The following is a 19068-nucleotide window of genomic DNA, read 5'->3' as shown; positions in this document are numbered from 1 at the left end:
CTTACTTGGTCTGCGTGGCTTAGCTACCTGCGCCAGCGCGACGCTTGTTGTAGATATCGAAGGCTACTGCCAGCAGCAGCACGATACCCTTGACGATCTGCTGGCTGGAAGCACCAACACCCATCAGCTGCATACCGTTGGACAGTACCGCCATGACCAGGCCACCGACGATGGCGCCGGTAACTCGGCCTACACCACCGGTGGTTGATGCTCCACCGATGAAGCAGGCGGCGATGGCGTCCAGCTCAAACATGTTGCCAGCACCAGGCTGTGCACCGTTGGAACGCGAGGAGAAGACCACGCCAGCCACACCGGCGAGCAGACCCATGTTGATGAAGATCCATAGGTTGATCTTCTTCACGTTCACACCCGAAAGCTTAGCTGCCGAAAGGTTGCCACCGATGGCGTAGACGTGACGACCAAAGACGGTGCGTGTGGTCAGTACGTTGTAGCCCAGGATCAGAATGGCCAAGATGATCAGCACAATCGGCATGCCACGGCTGGTAGCGATCTGCCAGAAGAACCAGAGGATGATGATGGCGGTGATCGCGTTTTTGCCCAAGAACATGGCCATGGACTCAACACTCTGGCCGTACTTCATCCGGCCCTGACGGTTGCGCCACTGCGAGTAGACCAGACCGGCCACGGCAATTACGCCGATCACCAAGGTGAAGGTATCAAAACCGTAGCCGCCGAGCAGTCCGTTCAGGAAGCCACCGGCGATCTGTCCGTACTCACCAGGGAATGGCGAGAGCGAAACGTTATTAAGCACTTCGTAGGTCAAACCACGGAAGAGCAACATGCCTGCCAAGGTCACAATGAAGGCCGGGATGCCCACATAGGCCACCCAGAATCCTTGCCACAGACCACAGATGGCGCCCACGGCGATGCCGGCAAGCATGCCAACCCACCAAGGCATATCGTGCTTGATGATCAGTACCGCGGAGACCGCGCCGGTCAGTGCCACCAGTGAGCCCACCGACAGATCGATGTGCCCGGCGACAATCACGATGATCATGCCCAAGGCCAGGATCAGCACGTAGGAGTACTGCAGGACAATGTTGGTGATGTTGGTGGGGCTCAGTAGCAGCCCGTTGGTCAGAATGCTGAAGAGCACCACGATGAGCACGAAGGCAATGTAAATGCCCGAGGTGCGCAGGTTCTTGGTGAAGATATCCTTCAACTCGGTTGTGAGTGTCATCGGGTGCTTTCCTTCTCGATGGTCATGAGTTCCATGAGGCGTTCCTGGGTGGCTTCGGCTGCCGGTAGCTGCCCGGTCATTCGTCCGTAGGCCAGAGTGTAGATACGGTCGCAGATGCCCAGCAGTTCGGGCAATTCGGAGGAGATCACCAGAACTGCCTTACCGGCGGCAGCCAGCTCGTTGATGATGGTGTAAATCTCGTATTTGGCGCCAACGTCGATACCGCGGGTGGGTTCGTCGAGGATCAGTAGCTCTGGTGCGGTGTGCAACCACTTGCCCAGCACCACTTTCTGCTGGTTACCGCCCGAAAGGTTTCCGACCTTGGCCATCACGTTGGGGGTTTTGATCCGCATGGACTGGCGGTAATGCTCAGCGATCTGAATTTCCTTGTTGCCGTTCACAAAACCGTTGGAGGAGATCTTTCCCAGACCAGCGGCGGTGGTGTTAACGCGGATATCTTCGATCAGGTTCAGCCCGAACTTCTTGCGGTCCTCAGAGACGTAGGCGATGCCCGCCTTGATGGCCTTGCCTACCGTAGAGGTGTCCACCGGCTTGCCGCCCATCAGCACACTGCCACTGATATTGCGGCCGTAGCTGTGGCCAAAAACGCTCATCGCCAGCTCGGTTCGTCCGGCACCCATCAGTCCTGCGATGCCCACGATTTCGCCGGCACGCACGTTCAGTGAGGCGTTGTCCACCACGGTGCGCTCTTGCTGCACTGGGTGCTGTACCGACCAGTCGCGGACTTCAAAGACCACTTCGCCGATATTCGGTTCGCGCTCTGGGTAGCGTGAGGACAGTTCGCGTCCCACCATGCCGCGGATAATGCGGTTCTGGTTAGATGCCGGGTCGGCCATGTCCAAGGCTTCAATGGACTGGCCATCACGGATGATCGTGGTGGTATTGGCAATGTCTTCGATTTCGCCCAACTTGTGCGAAATGATGATCGAGGTGATGCCCTGATCGCGAAGTCCGCGCAAAAGGTTCAACAGGTGCTCGGAATCATCGTCGTTCAGTGCAGCCGTTGGCTCATCCAAGATCAGCAGCTTCACGTTTTTGCTTAGCGCCTTGGCGATTTCTACCAGCTGCTGCTTGCCAACGCCCAGCTGACCTACCTGGGTGATGGGCAGTTCATCCAGGCCCACCCGCTTGAGTAGATCGGCGGCTCGGTGATTGGTTTCGTTCCAGTCGATGAAGCCACCGCGGGAGGTTTCATTGCCGAGGAAAATATTCTCTGCCACCGACAGGTAAGGCACGAGCGCCAGTTCCTGGTGGATAATCACGATGCCCTTGGCTTCGGAATCCTTGATGCTCGCGGCTTTGAGCTCTTCGCCTTCAAAAATGATCTGGCCCTCGTAGCTACCGTGCGGGTAAACCCCGGACAGTACCTTCATGAGGGTGGATTTGCCGGCGCCGTTTTCGCCGCAGATGGCGTGAATCTCGCCGGTGCGGACCGAGAGGTTGACGCCGTCTAGCGCCTTGACCCCGGGGAAAGTCTTGGTGATCTCCTGCATTTGCAGGATGGTGGTGTCCATAGTGCAGACGTCCTTGGTGTGTGCTGTGAGCACCCTGCCCGTTGCTGGCCGCAACACCTAGGGTGTTGCGGCCAGCGCGAGGCGTGGGAGACTACTTGCTGCGGCCGGCCTTAACTTCTTCTGCCGTGTAGTACTTGGAGTCAACGAGCAAGGACTTGATGTTGTCCTTAACCACGATGTCCGAATCCAGCAGGAAGGATGGAACGACCTTCTTGCCGTTGTCGTAGCTCTTGGTGTCGTTGGCCTGTGGTTCGTTGCCCGAACCGTAAGCCTTGACGGCCTCTACTGCCTGGGTAGCCAGCTTGCGGGTGTCCTTGAAGATGGTGGCGTACTGAACGCCGTCTTCAATGAGCTTTACCGAAGCGATTTCTGCGTCCTGGCCACTGATGATTGGCAGGCCGCCCTTGATGGACTTGCCGTAACCAGCGTTGGACAGTGCGGTGATGATACCGCGCGAGATGCCATCAAATGGTGAGAGCACACCGTCGATCTTGGTCTTGCCACCGGCGTAGTGAGCGGTGATCAAGTCCTCCATGCGCGACTGAGCCTCTTCCTGGCTCCAACGCAAGGTGGCTGCCTGCTGGATGTCGGTCTGACCGGACTTAACCACTAGGGTCTTGTCATCCAGGTATGGCTTGAGCGTATCCATTGCACCCTTCCAGAAGAAGTGTGCGTTGTTGTCATCAATGGAACCGGCGAAGAGCTCGATGTTCATCGGGCCCTTCTTGTCGGTCTTCTTGCCGTCCTTGTCCAACAGGCCTAGGCCGGTGAGCAGCGAGGTTGCCTGCTGTACACCCACCTTGTAGTTATCGAAGGTGACGTAGAAGTCAACGTTTTCGGTGCCGTTGATCAAACGGTCGTAGGAGATGATCGGGATATTCGCATCCGCTGCTGCCTGCAGCTGGGTGGAAAGTGCGGTGCCATCAATCGAGGCCACCACCAGAATGTCATCACCCTTGGTGATCATCTGGTCGATCTGCTGCTGCTGGGTAGGGATGTCATCGTTTGCGAACTGCAGGTCTACTTCGTAGCCCGCTGCTTCCAGCTGTGACTTGACGGCCTTGCCATCAGCGATCCAGCGCTCGGAAGTTTCGGTTGGCATTGCTACGCCGACCTTCATGTCCTCAGGTGCTTTGGTTTCTTCGCCGCCACCTGCTCCTGCGCCTCCACCTGCACCGCTACCGCCGCAAGCTGCCAGCGAACCGATCAGTGCGAGGGAACCAATGGTCGCCGCAGCTTTGCGGGTCCAGTTATTCCATGCCATCTTTTCCTCCTTGAAAATGTGCCACACTCTGCGAGTGAGACGGGGCTCACACCATGTTAGCGCTAACATAGCGGGTTAGGCCAGCCCTAATTGAAGATAAATTAAGAATCCTTACTCATTGCGTTTTTCAGGCCCACAGAATGGGCCTGAAAGGCACAAAAAACCCTGAAAAATCAGCTAAGAACTAGAAACCCTGGGCCAGACGGTAGTAGCTCTGGTTCACTCGAATCTGCGCAGCGAAGTTTCGTCGTGTCGTTTCTTCGTCAATGACCAGCAGTTCAGTTCCTGCGATTTCCGCAAAAATTTCAAAAGCTTCGATGCCGGCAGCGGTGGACATCACCGTATGGTGCGCTCCACCGGCAGCCAACCACGACTCTGCCGACACGTTGAAGTTTGGTCGTGGGCTCCATACCGCACGGGCTACCGGCAGGTGCGGTAGATCAGCCGGTGGGGTCACTACATCCACCACGTTGGCGGTGAGGCGGAAACGCTCTCGCATATCTGCCATCGACACCACCACGGCCCCTTGGGTGGCATCTGCGTTGAACACCATGCGGACCGGATCTTCGCGGCCGCCAATGCCCAGCGGGTGGATTTCCACACGTGGCTTGCTGGTAGTCAGCGAGGGGCAAACCTCGAGCATGTGAGCACCGAGGATCAATTCTTTACCCTCGGTTAGATCGTAGGTGTAGTCCTCCATGAGCGAGGCACCACCGGGCAGGCCTTCGCCCATCACCTTGGCGGCACGGACCAGAACCGCGGTCTTCCAGTCGCCCTCGGCGCCAAAGCCGTAGCCTTTGCCCATTAGTCGCTGTACTGCCAGACCGGGTAGCTGCTTCAGTCCACCGAGATCCTCAAAGTTGGTAGTGAACGCCATGGCATTGGCTTCGCCGAGGAATTTTTCCAATGCGATTTCCTGACGCGCTGCGTAGCGCAGCGACTCGTGACGATCCCCGCCGGCACGAAGTTCTTCAACGACGTCATACTCGCGTTCGTACTCGGCCACCAGTGCATCAATCTCGGAATCAGCCACAGCCTCAACGGCCTGAACCAGGTCGTTGACAGCCCAGGTGTTCACCGAAACACCAAAGCGAATTTCAGCCTCAGTCTTATCCCCCTCGGTGACCGCAACGTTGCGCATGTTATCGCCAAAGCGGACCAGATTCAGGTTCTGCATGGCATTAAAGCCTGCTGCACCGCGAACCCAGGTGCCCACGCGGCGGGCAACTGCAGGGTTGGATACGTGACCCACCACAGTGGTTCGTGCTGCACCCAACCGGGTAGCCAAGTAGGCGTATTCACGGTCGCCGTGCGCTGCCTGGTTCAGGTTCATGAAGTCAAAATCAATGGAATCCCAAGGCAGTTCAACATTGGCCTGGGTGTGCAGGTGTAGCAGTGGCTTCTGCAAAGCCTTAAGCCCATTGATCCACATCTTGGCCGGGCTGAAGGTGTGCATCCAGGTGATGACACCAAGCACCTTGTCATCCGAATTGGCCTCCAACATGGCACGACGGATCGATTCGGAATCTTTAAGAACCGGCTTCCAGATGATCTTTGCTGGAACCTCGCTGGAAGCATCCAACCCGCGGGCCACCTCGGTGGACTGCTCGGCCACCTGGCGTAGGGTCTCCTCGCCGTAGAGGTCCTGACTTCCAGTGAAGAACCAGATTTCTTTGTTGTTATATGCCTTAGTCATGATGTCCTTACTGTCCGTAAACGTTCTGGTAGCGCTCATAGAGCGAGTCAATTTGTGCGGGATCGATGGGCTGCGGATCCCCAAGTTGTTGCGCGATATGCACGGTGCGAGCCACTTCTTCACACATCACGGCTGCCTTGACTGCCGCTCGGGCATCTTTGCCGATGGTGAAGGGTCCATGGCTGGCCATCAGTACCGCGGGGCTCCGTGATTCGCGCAGCGTGGAGACAATGCCTCGGCCGATGGAGTCATCCCCGATGATCGCAAACGGTCCGACGGGAATGGGCCCACCAAACTCGTCAGCCATCATGGTTAGCACGCAGGGAATCTCTTCTCCACGGGCCGCCCACGCGGTGGCATAGGTGGAGTGGGTATGCACCACAGCGCCGACTTCAGGCATGTGTTCGTAGGTGTAGGCGTGCGCTGCGGTGTCCGAGGACGGCGCGTGTTTACCCTCAAGAAGCTGACCGTCCAGGGTGCAGACCACCATAGATTCAGCGGTCAGGTCGTCGTAGGCAACGCCGGAAGGCTTGATGACAAATAGGTCCTGGCTGCCGTCGCTCACTTCTGGATGGCGTACTCGTTGGGAGACGTTGCCCGCGGTCCACACCACCAGCTCATAACGCGGGAGTTCGGCGTGCAGATCTGCAACAACCTGACGTACCCGTTGCACTTCATCGCGCATGGATTGCGGGTAGCGTTCCAGGGAAAGTTGTTGATTCATTGATTACTCATTTCGTTCAAAAACTGAGGCAAAAGTTAGATGACGGTGATGGCGGTTCGTTGAATTTCTAGGCCGGCTTCATAGGTATTCAGATAGCTAGCGAAGCCAGCTTGATCCGCTTCTTGCGGTTCGGCCAGGGACAAACGCGCATCAGCAAAGACCTCGGAATCTAAGAATTCCGGCAGAGTTGAATCCACGCCGTCCAGCACTCGGCGGCGGTAAGCCGCGAGCACCGCAATGCCCCACGCTCCCCGTGGCCGGCACTCTCGCCGACCAGTACCGGGGTGTTGATCGCGGCTGCCAATAGTCGTTGGGCCACACCTTGGGTGCGGAAGATGCCGCCGTGGGCAAACATCTGTTTGACCTCAACTCCTTCGGCGGCCAAGACACGCATGCCAAGGCTGAGGGTGGCAAACATGGAGTAGACCTGAACGCGCATGAGGTTGGCCAGATTCAGCGTTGAATCCGGTGTTCGCAGAATCGCTGGGCGACCTTCTGCCAAGTTCGCCACCGGTTCGCCGGATAGGTTGTTGTAGGCCAAAAGTCCGCCACCATCTGCGGCTCCGTCGAGGGCTGAACCCAAGAGGGTTTCGAAGACCGTGTTCTCATCGGCCTTGTGTCCTAAGGCTTGGGCGAACTGTCCGAAAACTTGGGCCCAGGCAGCAAATTCGCTGGCCCCGTTGTTGCAGTGGACCATGGCCACTGAGCTTCCGTCCGGGGTGGCGACTACATCGATTTCGTGGTGCACCTCGGTCAATGGAGCATCAAGAACCACCATGGCAAAAATGGAGGTGCCGGCCGAGATGTTGCCGGTGCGCACTGCCACGGAATTGGTGGCGACCATGCCTGTTCCGGCATCCCCTTCCGGAGGGCACAATGCGGTTCCTGGCTTGAGCTGTCCGGTGGGATCAAGCAGTAATGCCCCGGCCTCGGTGAGTGATCCAGCATCGCCGCCAGCAGGCAAGACCTGAGGCAATAGACCAAGAAGTGAACCGGTAGCACCTTGCTGTTGCGCTAGGGCGTCGAAGCTGGCCAGCATGCTGGCGTCGTAGCTACCGGTAGCTGAGTCGATGGGGAACATTCCTGCTGCATCGCCCACGCCAAGCACAAATTTTCCGGTCAATTGCTCGTGAACGAACCCGGCCAGAGTGTTCAGGCGAGCTACCTGTGGGACATGATCTTCGTGGTCAAGCAGTGCTTGGAAGTAGTGGGCTACGGACCAGCGCTGCGGGATGTTGAAGTTCAGTTCTTCGCTGAGCTTGGCGGCAGCCTCGGCGGTCGAGGTGTTGCGCCAGGTGCGGAAGTCGACAAGCAATTCACCTTCGGAATCAAAGGCTAGGTAGCCATGCATCATGGCAGATATTCCGATGGATCCAAGCTGCGTTGGACGTACCCCGTGACGCGCTTGGACATCGGTAAGCACCCGGGCCATGCAATCTTGAAGTCCGGCAATGATCGCTTCGCGGGAGTAGGTCCAGTTTTTGTTTTGGTACTGGTTTTCCCACGCGTGGCTGCCGCTGGCTAGCTGCTGGTGATCAGGACCAATCAGGCTGGCTTTGATATTCGTTGAACCGAACTCGATGCCCAGCACGGCCTGACCGTTGGTGATGATCTCTCGGGCCGTTGACCCGTTGAGCTGTGTTGCCATGAATTCTCCGTTCGCACAGCTCGTTGAGCAGCGCCATTGCCATCGTCCGCTGCTCGATGCGTGAAAAAACAGCGTCGAGCAGAACAGAACCTCGATGCAATGTTAGCGCTAACAATTTGTGATGCGCAACACCGGATTTCAAAATACTGGCAACTAGAAGACGATTACTGAGACTTTGGAGGTGCCGTGCTTGCGCGAATGACCAGCGTTGGAGCGATCACCTTTGGGGTTTTATCGGCGGTGACACCTTCGAGCAATTCCGTGAGTGCTGCGTGGCCAACGTCCCTAAATGGCTGGCGAACAGTGGTCAGTGATGGGATGAGGAAATTAGAAATCTGCAGATCGTCAAAACCAATCACCGAGACGTCCGTTGGCACCTCCACTCCGGCTTCCCAGAAGGCGCGCAAGATGCCAGTGGCCAGATAATCATTGGCGGCAAATACTGCGGTCACTTCCCCAGCGCGCACCGAATCAACCAGCCTCTTGCCCGCCTCATAACCACTAGGTGCCAACCATGATTCGGCAGGCACTTCGATGACCGGAGCTTGAGCTTCCAGCATTTTTCTTGCCAGCCGATTTGGCGTTCAGTGGCGTCAAACCAGCCGGTTGGCCCAGAAACATGTGCGATTTTGCGGTGACCTAAAGCCAAGAGATGGCCGGTAGCTATGCGCGCGCCTTCACGCTGGTCAACATAGACGTAATGGGCCGGATCCGATTCGGGCACAGTGGTGCGAGCCGCGATAACCACCACCGGAATTTTGAGCGCCGCATCATCCAGGGCGTCAATCACCTTTTCGAACGGCGCAACCATCACCACGCCATCCACACCTTGGTCAACCAAGTGATTCAAAGCTTCAGTCGAGCTGTGGGCGTCATAGCGATCCAGTGCGGTCACGGTCACGAAGTAGCCTTGCGCGCGGGCAGCAGCTTCGATGGCCAGGACGGTGGATTGCGGTCCGAAAAACTCACTACCAATGGTCAAAATGCCAATGGTGCTGGAGTGCGATGTGGCAAGTGCGCGGGCAGCACGATTGCGACGATATCCAAGCTGACGGATTGCTTCCATCACCTGATCACGCGTTCCGGCTCTGACATTTGGGTGGTCGTTGAGCACGCGCGAGACAGTCTGGTGCGACACCCCTGCCAGGGCCGCCACATCCGCCATTGACGGGGGCCTGTTACTTGGGTGCCCTTCACCGGGCTGAGCAATGTTCACAACGGTCATTATTGCAAAGACCAGCGCTTTGACTACTGTCGCGCAGGGCAAACCCGACCTCTAAAATCCGGTACATGAGTATATGCCATATCGGGCATACGTCTATTTACGTGCCAGTATCCTCTAGATCTCGGGTATTTTTCTTGACTTACCTGAGCCTGCGTCTAGATAGAAGTCTTGATTCTCGGGACGCATTAATAAGTCCGGATCTGCACATTCGGCCGTGTTGAGAACTTACCGAGCCTGGTAAATCGCTCCGTTGGAGACATCTTCTTCGAGTGCTTCGAGGGTGCGTCCACGTGTCTCTGGAACCTGGGTAGCCACGAACCACAGCGCCAGTGCGCCAACACCTGCAAAGATAAAGAAGGAGCCAGTGATCCCAACACCGGATACCAACGATGGGAAAAAGAGCGTCAACACACCATTGGTGCCCCACCCAAAGAACACCGAGATACCGATGCCTAAACCACGCATGTGCAGCGGGAAGATTTCAGCTAGCCAAACCCACACGGCAACGCTCAGAAAAGTTTGCATTGAGGCCACAAAAGCTACGACCAGAATCAAAATGACAATTGGGCGTAGCGCGTTTCCCACGGGCAGCACCATGCTGGCGAAGGCTACTAACAAGTGGCACGTGGTGGTCAAGGACAGACCAATAATGAAGGTCTTGCGGCGATCAAGACGGTCCATATTGCGCAGGGCAATCACGCCACCAATCACAGCAACGACGCCAAAAGCGATATTGGCCAAGACCGCCTGTTGCGCGGTCATGCCCGCTTCTTCCAGCACTCGTGTTCCGTAGTACATGATCGAGTTAATGCCGGTGAGCTGCTGCATCGTTGCAACGCCGATACCAACACAAACAATGCGCATCAGCCATTTGTTGGTCAACACCGCCTTGATACCTACGGGCTTATTTTTCAGATGTTCCCTTTCGGCTACGATCTGAATTTCTTGCACCTCGGCGAGCGCTCGATCAGGTGAACGGACAGTATTAAGCACACCGAGTGCCTTGTCGTAGTGCCCCTTCTCGACTAGCCATCGAGGAGATTCTGGCATGCGCAACATTCCGAAGAACAGAACCAGGGCTGGCAACGCACAGATAGAGAACATGATGCGCCAGACACCGTCCATACTTCCGCCAAGCCAGGTGCCCAAAATAGCGTTCATCACGAAGGCAGCAAGCTGACCAGCAACGATAGCTAGCTCGTTACGACCGGTAATGGAACCACGAATCTCGTAGGGAGCCAGTTCTGCCAGGTAAACAGGCACCACGGTGGATGCGCCACCCACGGCCAGGCCAAGCATGATGCGTCCGGCGACCAGAACGCTGAACCCCGCTAGAGAGAAGGTTCCTGATTCTGGGCCCGCAGGAGAGAAGACCACAAAAAGGGTTCCAATGAAGAACAAGATGGCCAGTGCGACGATAGTTTTGCGCCGGCCCCACGAATCGGCGATCTGACCCGAGATGAGCGCTCCGAGTGCGGCGGCGAAGACCAAAGAGCTAATCACAACGCCAACTTGCAAGAGGTTTAGGCCAAGCTCCGCGGCCATGGGACCTTCAGCACCGTTGGCAACGCCGGTGTCATAGCCAAAGAGCAGTCCACCAAAGCAAGCAACAATCGAGATGAGTCCCAAACGCTTGGAATGCGGGCCCTTAGTCAGCCGCGGCAGACTCGATTCGGCAGCAAGATTCTGCGAACTGGACATAAAACTCCTTCGGACGGCCCGGAGAAAAGCGTGGTCGGCCTGTGGCGTTCACTGGATCCTCTGCGATCCAGTCGTTTTCTCTCGGTGCAACAAGGGCGGGAAGGATTGACCTTTTCGTCTGAATACCCTGTTGTGCAACATTCAGCATGACCCTGATCTTCACCGACGGATGGTTTTCCCAGTCTCGCCCAACCCTAATAGTTTCATCGAACGCAGGCCCGTCCAAACTCACTGCCCCTGCCTTGATCGCGCGGAGATCGAGATGACTAGATTTCACTGTGGCGAAACCGGAACAAAGATCTAACTGCTGCGCTCCTCGGGTGCAAACTCGTCCTTCAGATACCCGATCGCATGAATTATCTGTCACCGCGTGTATTCACTCAGTTCCAGCAAAAGATTGCTCATCAGTGTCTATCTTTCCGGTGGCATCTGGGCATAAGATTCATAATAATCTTTGTACTGACAACTGTACATATGATCCTCAAGTAATCGCTGCCAAAGTCAAGGAGGACCCATGGCAAAACTGTCCATGAACGTCACCACAAGTTTTTATGGAAACGTGGCCACCGATATCGCAACAGCTAAGTCGGCAGGATTCGGTGGCATCGAATTACAGAGTCCAAAGCTCTACCGCTATCTCGACGCTGGTTACTCGGTACACACGCTTCCAGACATGCTTACCGGCCTTGAAGTTACCGGAATTGGTGCAGTCCTCGACCTCGAACGTCAGGGCACGGCACGGGAAGAAATGCTTCTGGAAGTCAGGCGCATGGCCGAAATCGCGACCGTGGTCGGAGCACCAATCCTTCAAATGTGTACCGGACCCGTGGACTGGAACGTGGTTAAGGATTTCAAGTCCGGAAGCCTCGCGGCCTCCGATGGGCGTTACCGCGGAACCCTTGGATTATCAGAATCGCAAGCACTTGACATCGCAGCCGATAACGTCTCGGCGGCAGCACTAATCGCCGCCGAGCACGGACTAGAGATCTACCTAGAACCTTTGGCATGGTCCAACATCAACCGATGCCGCCAAGCCCTAGAAATTATTGAACGGTCCGGCCAGGATAACGTCGGTATCGCCCTAGATACGTGGCACTTCTGGACCGTTGGTGACACCTTGGAAGAGGTCGCGGCCCTTCCTAAGGAACTCATCAAAGCGGTCCATATCTCAGACGGGTTAGATCTAGATCGCGAACGCGATGTCCCCACCCAAGATGTGCACCGCAATGTGGTGATCGGTGGCGGTGCCATCCCATTGCAACAGTGGGTGGATGCGGTGAAGTCCACCGGCTACGACGGCTGGTGGGTCTCGGAAATGTTCTCGGATCGCGCCAATGAACACGACTTCCACAAGGTCGCCAGCACCATGCGCAACCTGCTCGACATCATGATTTCCTAAGCACGAATACCTCAGTAAGGAACCTGCAATGCAACGATTTGCCCTTATCGGCGCTGGCTTTATCGGTTCGGTCCACGCGCAAAATCTGGCTTCAAACCCAAATGTTGACTTCAGATGGGTCTACGACCTTGATACCCAACGTGCTGCAATGTTGGCCAATCAGCATGGGGCCGGGGTCGCCCAGAGTCTTGATCAGATTTTTAGCGATAGCGAGCTTGATGCAGTATTCATTGCGTCGTCAACGGATTCTCATGCGCAGAATCTTAAGCTTGCCGCCGATGCCGGTTTGGCGGCGCTAGTAGAAAAGCCCATCGATCTGGATTTGGAGACTGCCAAATCCACGGTTGCTTACGTTGAACGTTCCGGCATTAAAGCCATGGTGAATTTCAATCGACGCTTTGACCGAGCCCACGCAGAACTCAAAGACTGTGTGCGCACGGGAAAGATTGGCGATATCTCGCTTCTTCAGCTGACCTCCCGTGGACCGGCATTGCCACCGGTGGACTACCTGAGAACCTCCGGTGGTCAGTTCCGTGATCAAGCGGTGCATTTTTACGATTTGGCTCGGTGGATCACCGGACAGGACCCCGTCCAGATGCACGCTTTTGGCTCCGCGCTAACGGCCCCTGAAATTGCCGAATTCGGTGATGTTGATACTTCCATTAGTTCATTGCTCTTCGGTGACGGGGCACTGGCGCAAATCGATTGTGTGCGACATACCAACTACGGTTACGACGAACGAATCGAAGCACTAGGTTCAGAGGGAATGGTCGAATCTGAACGGCATCCTTCCGGCAATGTCACGCTGTTTCACGGCGAGAAAAGGCAAAGCCATGGCTTGCACAACAACTGGTTCGATAGGGTTCAGCCAACCTATGCAGCGAGCTTGGGTGCCTTCGTTCAGGCACTAGAAGAAGACCTAGAAGTTCCGATCACGTTGCGTGAGGGGCTCAAATCTCAAGCCATCGCTCAGGCTGCAGTACGTTCTGTGGCCAGTGGGCGTAGCGAAGTGATTGACTACTCGCTCTAATCTCGACAACAGGTAAGGCCTGGGCTTCACGAGAGTGAAGCCCAGGCCTTACCTGTTGATTCTCTTAAGCTGTTGTCTGAGGTGTGGCGCCCGCCTCTGCCTCAGATAGCTCTTCATCGTGCCCACCAAGCTGTTCAAGCTCATGAGCCAGCTCGGCTAGTTCGGCACCACCGGCCATCTGAGCGGTCAGCTCTCCGACGGTGATTTCCGACTTGGAGTAGTAACCAATAGAACGACCACGCTTGAGCAGCAAGAACGAGTCGCCCACCGGATAAGCGTGGTGCGGGTTGTGCGTAATGAAGATGACGCCCAATCCACGGTCGCGGGCCTGCAGGATGTAACGCAGCACCACGCCGGACTGCTTAACTCCAAGGGCTGCGGTTGGCTCATCAAGGATCAAGACCTTGGCACCGAAGTACACTGCACGGGCGATGGCTACACACTGTCGTTCACCACCGGAGAGCTGGCCGATAGGCTGCTCCACATCTCGCAGATCGATCCCCATGTCGGAGAGTTCTTGCTTGGTGATGTCCTTCATCTTCTGCACATCAAGCTTCTTGAAAGGGCCGACACCGGTGGTCAGTTCCGATCCGAGGAAGAAGTTACGCCAGATCGGCATGAGTGGAACCACGGCCAAATCTTGGTACACGGCGGCGATACCGGCATCCAACGCAACGCGTGGACTCTTGAGCTTGATGGCCGAACCGTGCAGCATAAATTCACCTTCGTCGTGTTGGTGAAGCCCGGCGATGATCTTGATCAACGTGGACTTGCCGGCTCCGTTGTCGCCGAGCACGCAGGTGACCTTGCCTGGATCCACCACCATGTCCACATCACGCAGGGCGATGATGCTGCCATAGTGCTTACCAACGCCTTTGAAGGTCAGCAAGTTGTCACTTGTTTTGGGTTCGAGCTTTTCGAGGAGCTCTTCGGTCTTTTTGTTCTTTCGAGTCTTCATCATTTTGTCCTTGGCTTCCTACTTGCTGGATTCCGCGCGTTTTTTCACCACGATGTTTACAACCGTGGCCAGTAGCAGCATTAGACCCAGGAAGAACTTGAACCAGTCTGGGTTCCATTCGGCGTAGACGATGCCCTTGTTGGCCATGCCAAAGATGAAGGCACCAATGGCGCCACCGATGGCAGAACCGTAACCACCGGTCAGCAGGCAGCCGCCGATTACTGCGGCAATGATGTAAAGGAATTCGTTACCAATGCCTTCACCGGACTGCACCGAGTCAAAGGCAAACAGATTGTGCATGCCCAGCACCCAACCGCAGAATCCGACGGCCATGAACAGGCCAATCTTGGTGCGAACTACCGGAACACCGACAGCACGGGCCGCTTTTTCGTCGCCACCAATGGCGAAGATCCAGTTTCCAACTTTGGTGCGCAGCAAGATCCAGGAAGCGATAAGAACCATGGCCAACCAGATGAATACGGTGACCTTGACCTCGATGCCCCCGATATTCACGGATGAAGCAAACACCGCTTTAGCGCTTTGGAAGCCTTCCATATTCGCAATGGAAGGTGAGGAAACGGATCCTCCGATGGCGCGGGTAAGCCCGAGGTTCAGTCCTGTGAGCATCAAGAAACTCGCCAGCGTCACAATGAACGAAGGCAACTTTGTCTTGATCAAGATAATTCCGTTGATGAATCCGATGAGCATTGAAACCAGCAGCGCAACCACGATGCCAACCCAGACGTTGAGCCCGAAATACCAGGAGACCAACGAGGCACTCAGTGCCGATGAAATCACGGCGACACCGGTAGACAGGTCAAATTCGCCACCGATCATCAGCAGTGACACACCAACGGCCATAATGCCGATGGTTGATGCACCGTAAAGGACCGTAGCTAGGGATGCCGGCGATAGGAACACCGGCGCAACGATAGCGAAGAAGATAAACAGTGCGACGGCTCCCACGAGGGCACCGATTTCTGGTCGGCCCAGAAGAATCGACAGGGTGCTCTTCTTGCCGACTCGCTCATCTGTCGTGGCAGATTTTTTCTTATGCGAAGGTGAAGCTGTTATTGATGACATGAGTTTTTCCTCCGTGTCCTAGCTACGCGTCGCGCTGCTAAAAGTTGCAGCGCGACGCGTAACGGCGGGACGTGGCTAGCGGACGCCTTCTTCGGCGAAACTGGTGATGTTTTCTGCCACGGCCTTATCGATGATGGCCGGACCGGTCAAAGTTGCTTTGCCACCTCCGATGGTGAAACCGCCACGCTTGTTTTGCCAGAGGGAGTCAACTGCCATGTAGCCCTGCAACCATGGCTGCTGGTCTACCGTGAACAGCACGTTGCCCTTGGTGATTTCTCCTACCAACTGCGAATTCATGTCGAAGGAAGCTACCGCAACCTCAGAATTTGCCGTCGCCTTGGCCTTGAGCAGAGTCATCGTGATTGGGGCGCCCAATCCGATGATTGCATCAGCTTGCTTGTCAGCCTGCAGCTTGGCTGTGGTTGTGGACTCAACCTGAGTCATATCGGTGCCCTGTACGTAGAGCACTTCGGTGCCTGGAACGACTTTTTTCACACCGGCACAACGTGCTTCAAGACCAACGTGCCCTTGGTCCTGAATGACACAAATTGGCTTTTTGATGCCCTCCGCTTTGAGCTTTTCTCCGGCAGCTTCGCCGGCAAGCTTCTCATCCGAACCGAAGTGGGCAAATGCTCCCAACTCCTTAAATCGGTCTTCACCAGCGTTGAGGCTGACGATGGAGATTCCTGCATCGGAGGCCCTCTTCAGCGCACCGGCCATGGCATCTGGTTTGGCTAGGGTGACGGCGATGCCGTCCACGCCCTGATCGATTGCCTGCTCAATCAGCTGGGATTGACGTCCACCGTCAGGATCACCCAGGTACTGCAATTCAACATTGTCTTTGGCGGCAGCCTCTTCGGCGCCCTTGCGGATGATGTCCCAGAAGGTATCTCCTGGAGGTGCGTGGGTGATCACTGCGATTTTGATGCGATCGGTTGTTGCGACGGTCCCAGCGGCTGAATTGCTTTCAGGCTCTGGAGCTCGTCCACCCGAGGAAGAGCAGGCTGCAAGTCCAAGAACCGGAACGATAACTAGCGACACTGCGAGTTTGCGCCACATAGGCTTTCCCATATTCATTTTTCCCCTTCAGGAATCCACCGGCGCACCCCATACATCCCCGTGGGCGAGCCGTTTGTTCAAGAATTTCGTGATCCGAGTCACAAGATGTCTAAAGTCTGCGCGACGGAATCGAATCCGTCAAGACTTTGTAAAGACATAAGGATGTGATTACGAGATTGGGCACCATCAGACACCCTGACTTGACACCGGAAAGAACGCGATTTAGGTGCTGCTACTGGGAGGAAGATCGCACGATAAGTCGCGGAGAAATCATCAACTGACGTGAGAATTTTCCGTGTGGATTGCGCATTAACTGAAGCAAGAGCCGGGCACTGCTGCGACCCATATCTTGAAAATCCGAGTCGACGCTAGTCAGTGAAATTCTTTTCAATGATGACAAAGAAATATTGTCATAGCCGGTCACCGCAGTATCTACGCCGGCCTCATCCAGGGCCTGAATCACACCAAAGGCACACAAATCATTGAAGCAAGCCAGCGCATCAGGCCGCGCACCAGAAGCCAATATCTGCCGCACGGATTCGTATCCGGATTGGAGACTCGGGCCAGCTTCAACTACTTGCACATGCTGACTCAGCGAATGCCGTTGCATGGCCCGATGATAGGCAGACTCGCGCAGTGCAGCCACTGGACCAGCACCACCGGAAATATGGGTAATTTGCACATGACCACGACCCACCAAGTGATCTATCACCAAGTCAAATCCCTGCGCATCATCAACGGAGACCACCGCGGTATTCGCTTGCGATTCGCGCCCACTACCAACAAATACCGCAGGTGTTTCACCCAGTACAGATTCGAAGCTCACCGCGTCGTCAGCGGAACCCACAACGAGGATTCCACTGACTCTCAAATCGCGTAGCGCTTGAGTTCCGCCGGTCCAATGCCTTGCCCATCATGAATGGCGGCGGCACTGAACAACACGTCAAACCCTGCGGCCTGCAACTGCTCACGCACCACCTCAGCAACTTCCAGTACCCACGGATTATGCAGTTCGCCCAAGACCACGCCAATGGCATGACGGTTTTCGGAGACTAGAGAGCGGGCAGCCAAATTGGGTTGATAGCCGAGCTCACGAATTGAATCTTCAACTCTTGAGCGCCGTAGTGAACTGACCTTGCTCGGATCCGAGAGTACCAAGGATACGAGGGACTTAGAAACCCCCGCATGCTTGGCGACATCACGGATGGTTGGGCGAGAACTTGGCGTCTGCGACATGGCAGTTAGTCGTGCTCCTTCTAGTCCTGCGCTGATTAGCTCATTTGTTGCCACTGGCCGGTGGACGCGGAAATTTCAGCAGCGTCAACGAGGGCAGCCGCGGCTACGGCATCAGCAATGGTGGAGTTCGTTTTCTCCCTCCACACACTGCGACAAGGAACTTCTTGGCTTCGATAATTTTCAGGTCATCAAAGCCCATGGCATTGCCCGGACCAGGCTGGAACCGTGAATACTCTCCATGCTTTGGCGAACCAATCACCGTGGTGAATCCCTGCTCTTCATTGCTTCGCCCAAGGACCACTTCAAGTTCATTCATGCGCTCAAAGTCCCACTTAACCGAGCCTTCAGTGCCATAGATTTCCAAACGATAACCGCACTGTGGGCCAACAGCCACACGGGAAGCTTCAATGGTTCCAATGGTGCGCTGCGCGAGGCCTGCTGGGTTGAACCGAACAAGTGCTGCAGCATAATCTTCGTTTTCCACCTCACCCATCTCACCGCCTTCAATCAGATCAAAGTGCGTGCCTTGACCCATCGACAGTTTTGGCCTGGAGGGAATCATGACATTGGTTGAGGCTGAAATGCTCTGGATGGAACCTACAACATGGCTGCACAGGTCAGCCGCATGGCTAAATAGGTCAGCAAGTACGCCGCTACCGGCAAGCTCTCGGTTGAAGCGCCAAGATAATGCCGCCCGCGGATCAGCCGCATAGCCAGCAAGGAAGCTGGCGCGAACGTTGGTGATTTCACCCAGCCGACCATCACGCACCAATTCTCGGGCCCGTTCGATAGCAGGGGCATGACGGTAATTGAACCCAACGGAGGTTTCAACGCCGTTGCGGGCTACCGCTTCTTGAATGGACTGCGTCTCAGCCAGGCTCCTGCCCGCTGGTTTTTCGATCCAGAAATGCTTGCCCGCCTCAGCCGCGGCAATGGCCATCTGCGCGTGCAGGAAGTTGGGTGCACAGATGGATACAACGTCTACCTCGGGATCGGCCAGTACCTCGTGGTAATCCAAAGTTCCACGTTCAAAGCCAAGGGTGTCCACCGCGTAGTCCACCCGCGATTGTTGGGTATCCGCAGCAACAATCAGCCGTGGTTTGATACCCAATTCCGGATATACATAGGGAACTGAACTGTACGCGCGAGCATGCAGCTTCCCCATCCATCCCACCGAGATCAGCCCAACTCCAATGGTGCGCTGTTTGTTCATGAACTTCTCCTCTTATCCTGGCGACGTGCGCCGAAATGTTCGTGGTGCCTCGACGGGCATCCTTTTTTGGACCGTTCCAAAAACCATATGCTCCCT

Annotated in this window: 16 protein-coding genes and 1 pseudogene; 2 read left to right on the top strand and 15 right to left on the bottom strand. The window is 55.8% G+C overall.

The window, feature by feature from the left end:
- Positions 1–19: 19 nt before the first annotated feature.
- From mmsB to N6V40_RS03365, 9 genes and pseudogenes are all read right to left on the bottom strand, one after another.
- On the bottom strand, positions 20–1201 hold the full coding sequence (mmsB, locus tag N6V40_RS03405; RefSeq protein ID WP_131089539.1) for a multiple monosaccharide ABC transporter permease: 1182 nt from the start codon (positions 1199–1201) through the stop codon (positions 20–22).
- Positions 1198–2736 carry a multiple monosaccharide ABC transporter ATP-binding protein gene (gene mmsA / locus N6V40_RS03400; protein ID WP_262199014.1) on the bottom strand — a complete coding sequence of 513 codons (1539 nt, stop codon included), beginning with the start codon at positions 2734–2736 and terminating at the stop codon, positions 1198–1200. The genes mmsB and mmsA overlap by 4 nt, the downstream gene beginning before the upstream one ends.
- A 91-nt stretch (positions 2737–2827) precedes the next feature.
- Positions 2828–4000 (bottom strand): multiple monosaccharide ABC transporter substrate-binding protein, encoded by a 1173-nt coding sequence (gene chvE, locus N6V40_RS03395; protein WP_131089541.1) that lies wholly within the window; start codon positions 3998–4000, stop codon positions 2828–2830.
- 184 nt (positions 4001–4184) lie between these two features.
- Positions 4185–5696 (bottom strand): L-arabinose isomerase, encoded by a 1512-nt coding sequence (gene araA / locus N6V40_RS03390; protein ID WP_262199013.1) that lies wholly within the window; start codon positions 5694–5696, stop codon positions 4185–4187.
- A 7-nt stretch (positions 5697–5703) separates the two neighbouring features.
- Positions 5704–6381: an L-ribulose-5-phosphate 4-epimerase gene (locus tag N6V40_RS03385; RefSeq protein WP_396268616.1), complete on the bottom strand. Its 678-nt coding sequence runs from the start codon at positions 6379–6381 to the stop codon at positions 5704–5706.
- Positions 6382–6455: 74 nt separating this feature from the next.
- A pseudogene (locus N6V40_RS03380) lies at positions 6456–8068 on the bottom strand (xylulokinase).
- Positions 8069–8232: 164 nt separating this feature from the next.
- Positions 8233–8535 (bottom strand): substrate-binding domain-containing protein, encoded by a 303-nt coding sequence (locus N6V40_RS03375; RefSeq protein WP_262199011.1) that lies wholly within the window; start codon positions 8533–8535, stop codon positions 8233–8235.
- Positions 8517–9233: a LacI family DNA-binding transcriptional regulator gene (locus tag N6V40_RS03370; RefSeq protein WP_262199010.1), complete on the bottom strand. Its 717-nt coding sequence runs from the start codon at positions 9231–9233 to the stop codon at positions 8517–8519. Before N6V40_RS03370 ends, N6V40_RS03375 begins: the two co-directional genes overlap by 19 nt.
- 285 nt (positions 9234–9518) lie before the next feature.
- The gene (locus N6V40_RS03365; RefSeq protein WP_262199009.1) at positions 9519–10994 is read right to left on the bottom strand and encodes a sugar porter family MFS transporter; all 1476 of its coding nucleotides are present in this window, start codon (positions 10992–10994) and stop codon (positions 9519–9521) included.
- Positions 10995–11508: 514 nt separating this feature from the next.
- Between N6V40_RS03365 and N6V40_RS03360 the strand changes: the two genes are divergently transcribed.
- Both N6V40_RS03360 and N6V40_RS03355 read left to right on the top strand, forming a co-directional pair.
- Positions 11509–12393, top strand: a complete 885-nt coding sequence (locus N6V40_RS03360; RefSeq protein WP_262199008.1) for a sugar phosphate isomerase/epimerase family protein — start codon at positions 11509–11511, stop codon at positions 12391–12393.
- A 28-nt stretch (positions 12394–12421) separates the two neighbouring features.
- On the top strand, positions 12422–13423 hold the full coding sequence (locus N6V40_RS03355; RefSeq protein WP_131089547.1) for a Gfo/Idh/MocA family protein: 1002 nt from the start codon (positions 12422–12424) through the stop codon (positions 13421–13423).
- Positions 13424–13487: 64 nt separating this feature from the next.
- Here the strand turns inward: N6V40_RS03355 and N6V40_RS03350 are convergent, their stop codons facing one another.
- From N6V40_RS03350 to N6V40_RS03325, 6 genes are all read right to left on the bottom strand, one after another.
- On the bottom strand, positions 13488–14384 hold the full coding sequence (locus N6V40_RS03350) for an ATP-binding cassette domain-containing protein (RefSeq protein ID WP_396268290.1): 897 nt from the start codon (positions 14382–14384) through the stop codon (positions 13488–13490).
- Between the two features lie 15 nt (positions 14385–14399).
- Positions 14400–15464 carry an ABC transporter permease gene (locus tag N6V40_RS03345; protein ID WP_131089549.1) on the bottom strand — a complete coding sequence of 355 codons (1065 nt, stop codon included), beginning with the start codon at positions 15462–15464 and terminating at the stop codon, positions 14400–14402.
- A 75-nt stretch (positions 15465–15539) separates the two neighbouring features.
- On the bottom strand, positions 15540–16535 hold the full coding sequence (locus tag N6V40_RS03340; protein WP_262199005.1) for a sugar ABC transporter substrate-binding protein: 996 nt from the start codon (positions 16533–16535) through the stop codon (positions 15540–15542).
- Positions 16536–16755: 220 nt separating this feature from the next.
- Positions 16756–17370: a LacI family DNA-binding transcriptional regulator gene (locus N6V40_RS03335; RefSeq protein ID WP_262199003.1), complete on the bottom strand. Its 615-nt coding sequence runs from the start codon at positions 17368–17370 to the stop codon at positions 16756–16758.
- A gap of 20 nt (positions 17371–17390) precedes the next feature.
- The gene (locus N6V40_RS03330) at positions 17391–17759 is read right to left on the bottom strand and encodes a LacI family DNA-binding transcriptional regulator (RefSeq protein ID WP_262199002.1); all 369 of its coding nucleotides are present in this window, start codon (positions 17757–17759) and stop codon (positions 17391–17393) included.
- A gap of 103 nt (positions 17760–17862) precedes the next feature.
- On the bottom strand, positions 17863–18972 hold the full coding sequence (locus tag N6V40_RS03325; RefSeq protein WP_315973761.1) for a Gfo/Idh/MocA family protein: 1110 nt from the start codon (positions 18970–18972) through the stop codon (positions 17863–17865).
- Positions 18973–19068: the final 96 nt, after the last annotated feature.

The organism is Glutamicibacter sp. M10, from assembly GCF_025452055.1.
Lineage (GTDB): Bacteria > Actinomycetota > Actinomycetes > Actinomycetales > Micrococcaceae > Glutamicibacter.
Note: the sequence above shows the minus strand (reverse complement) of the source record. Positions and strands in the feature narration are given on the sequence as shown.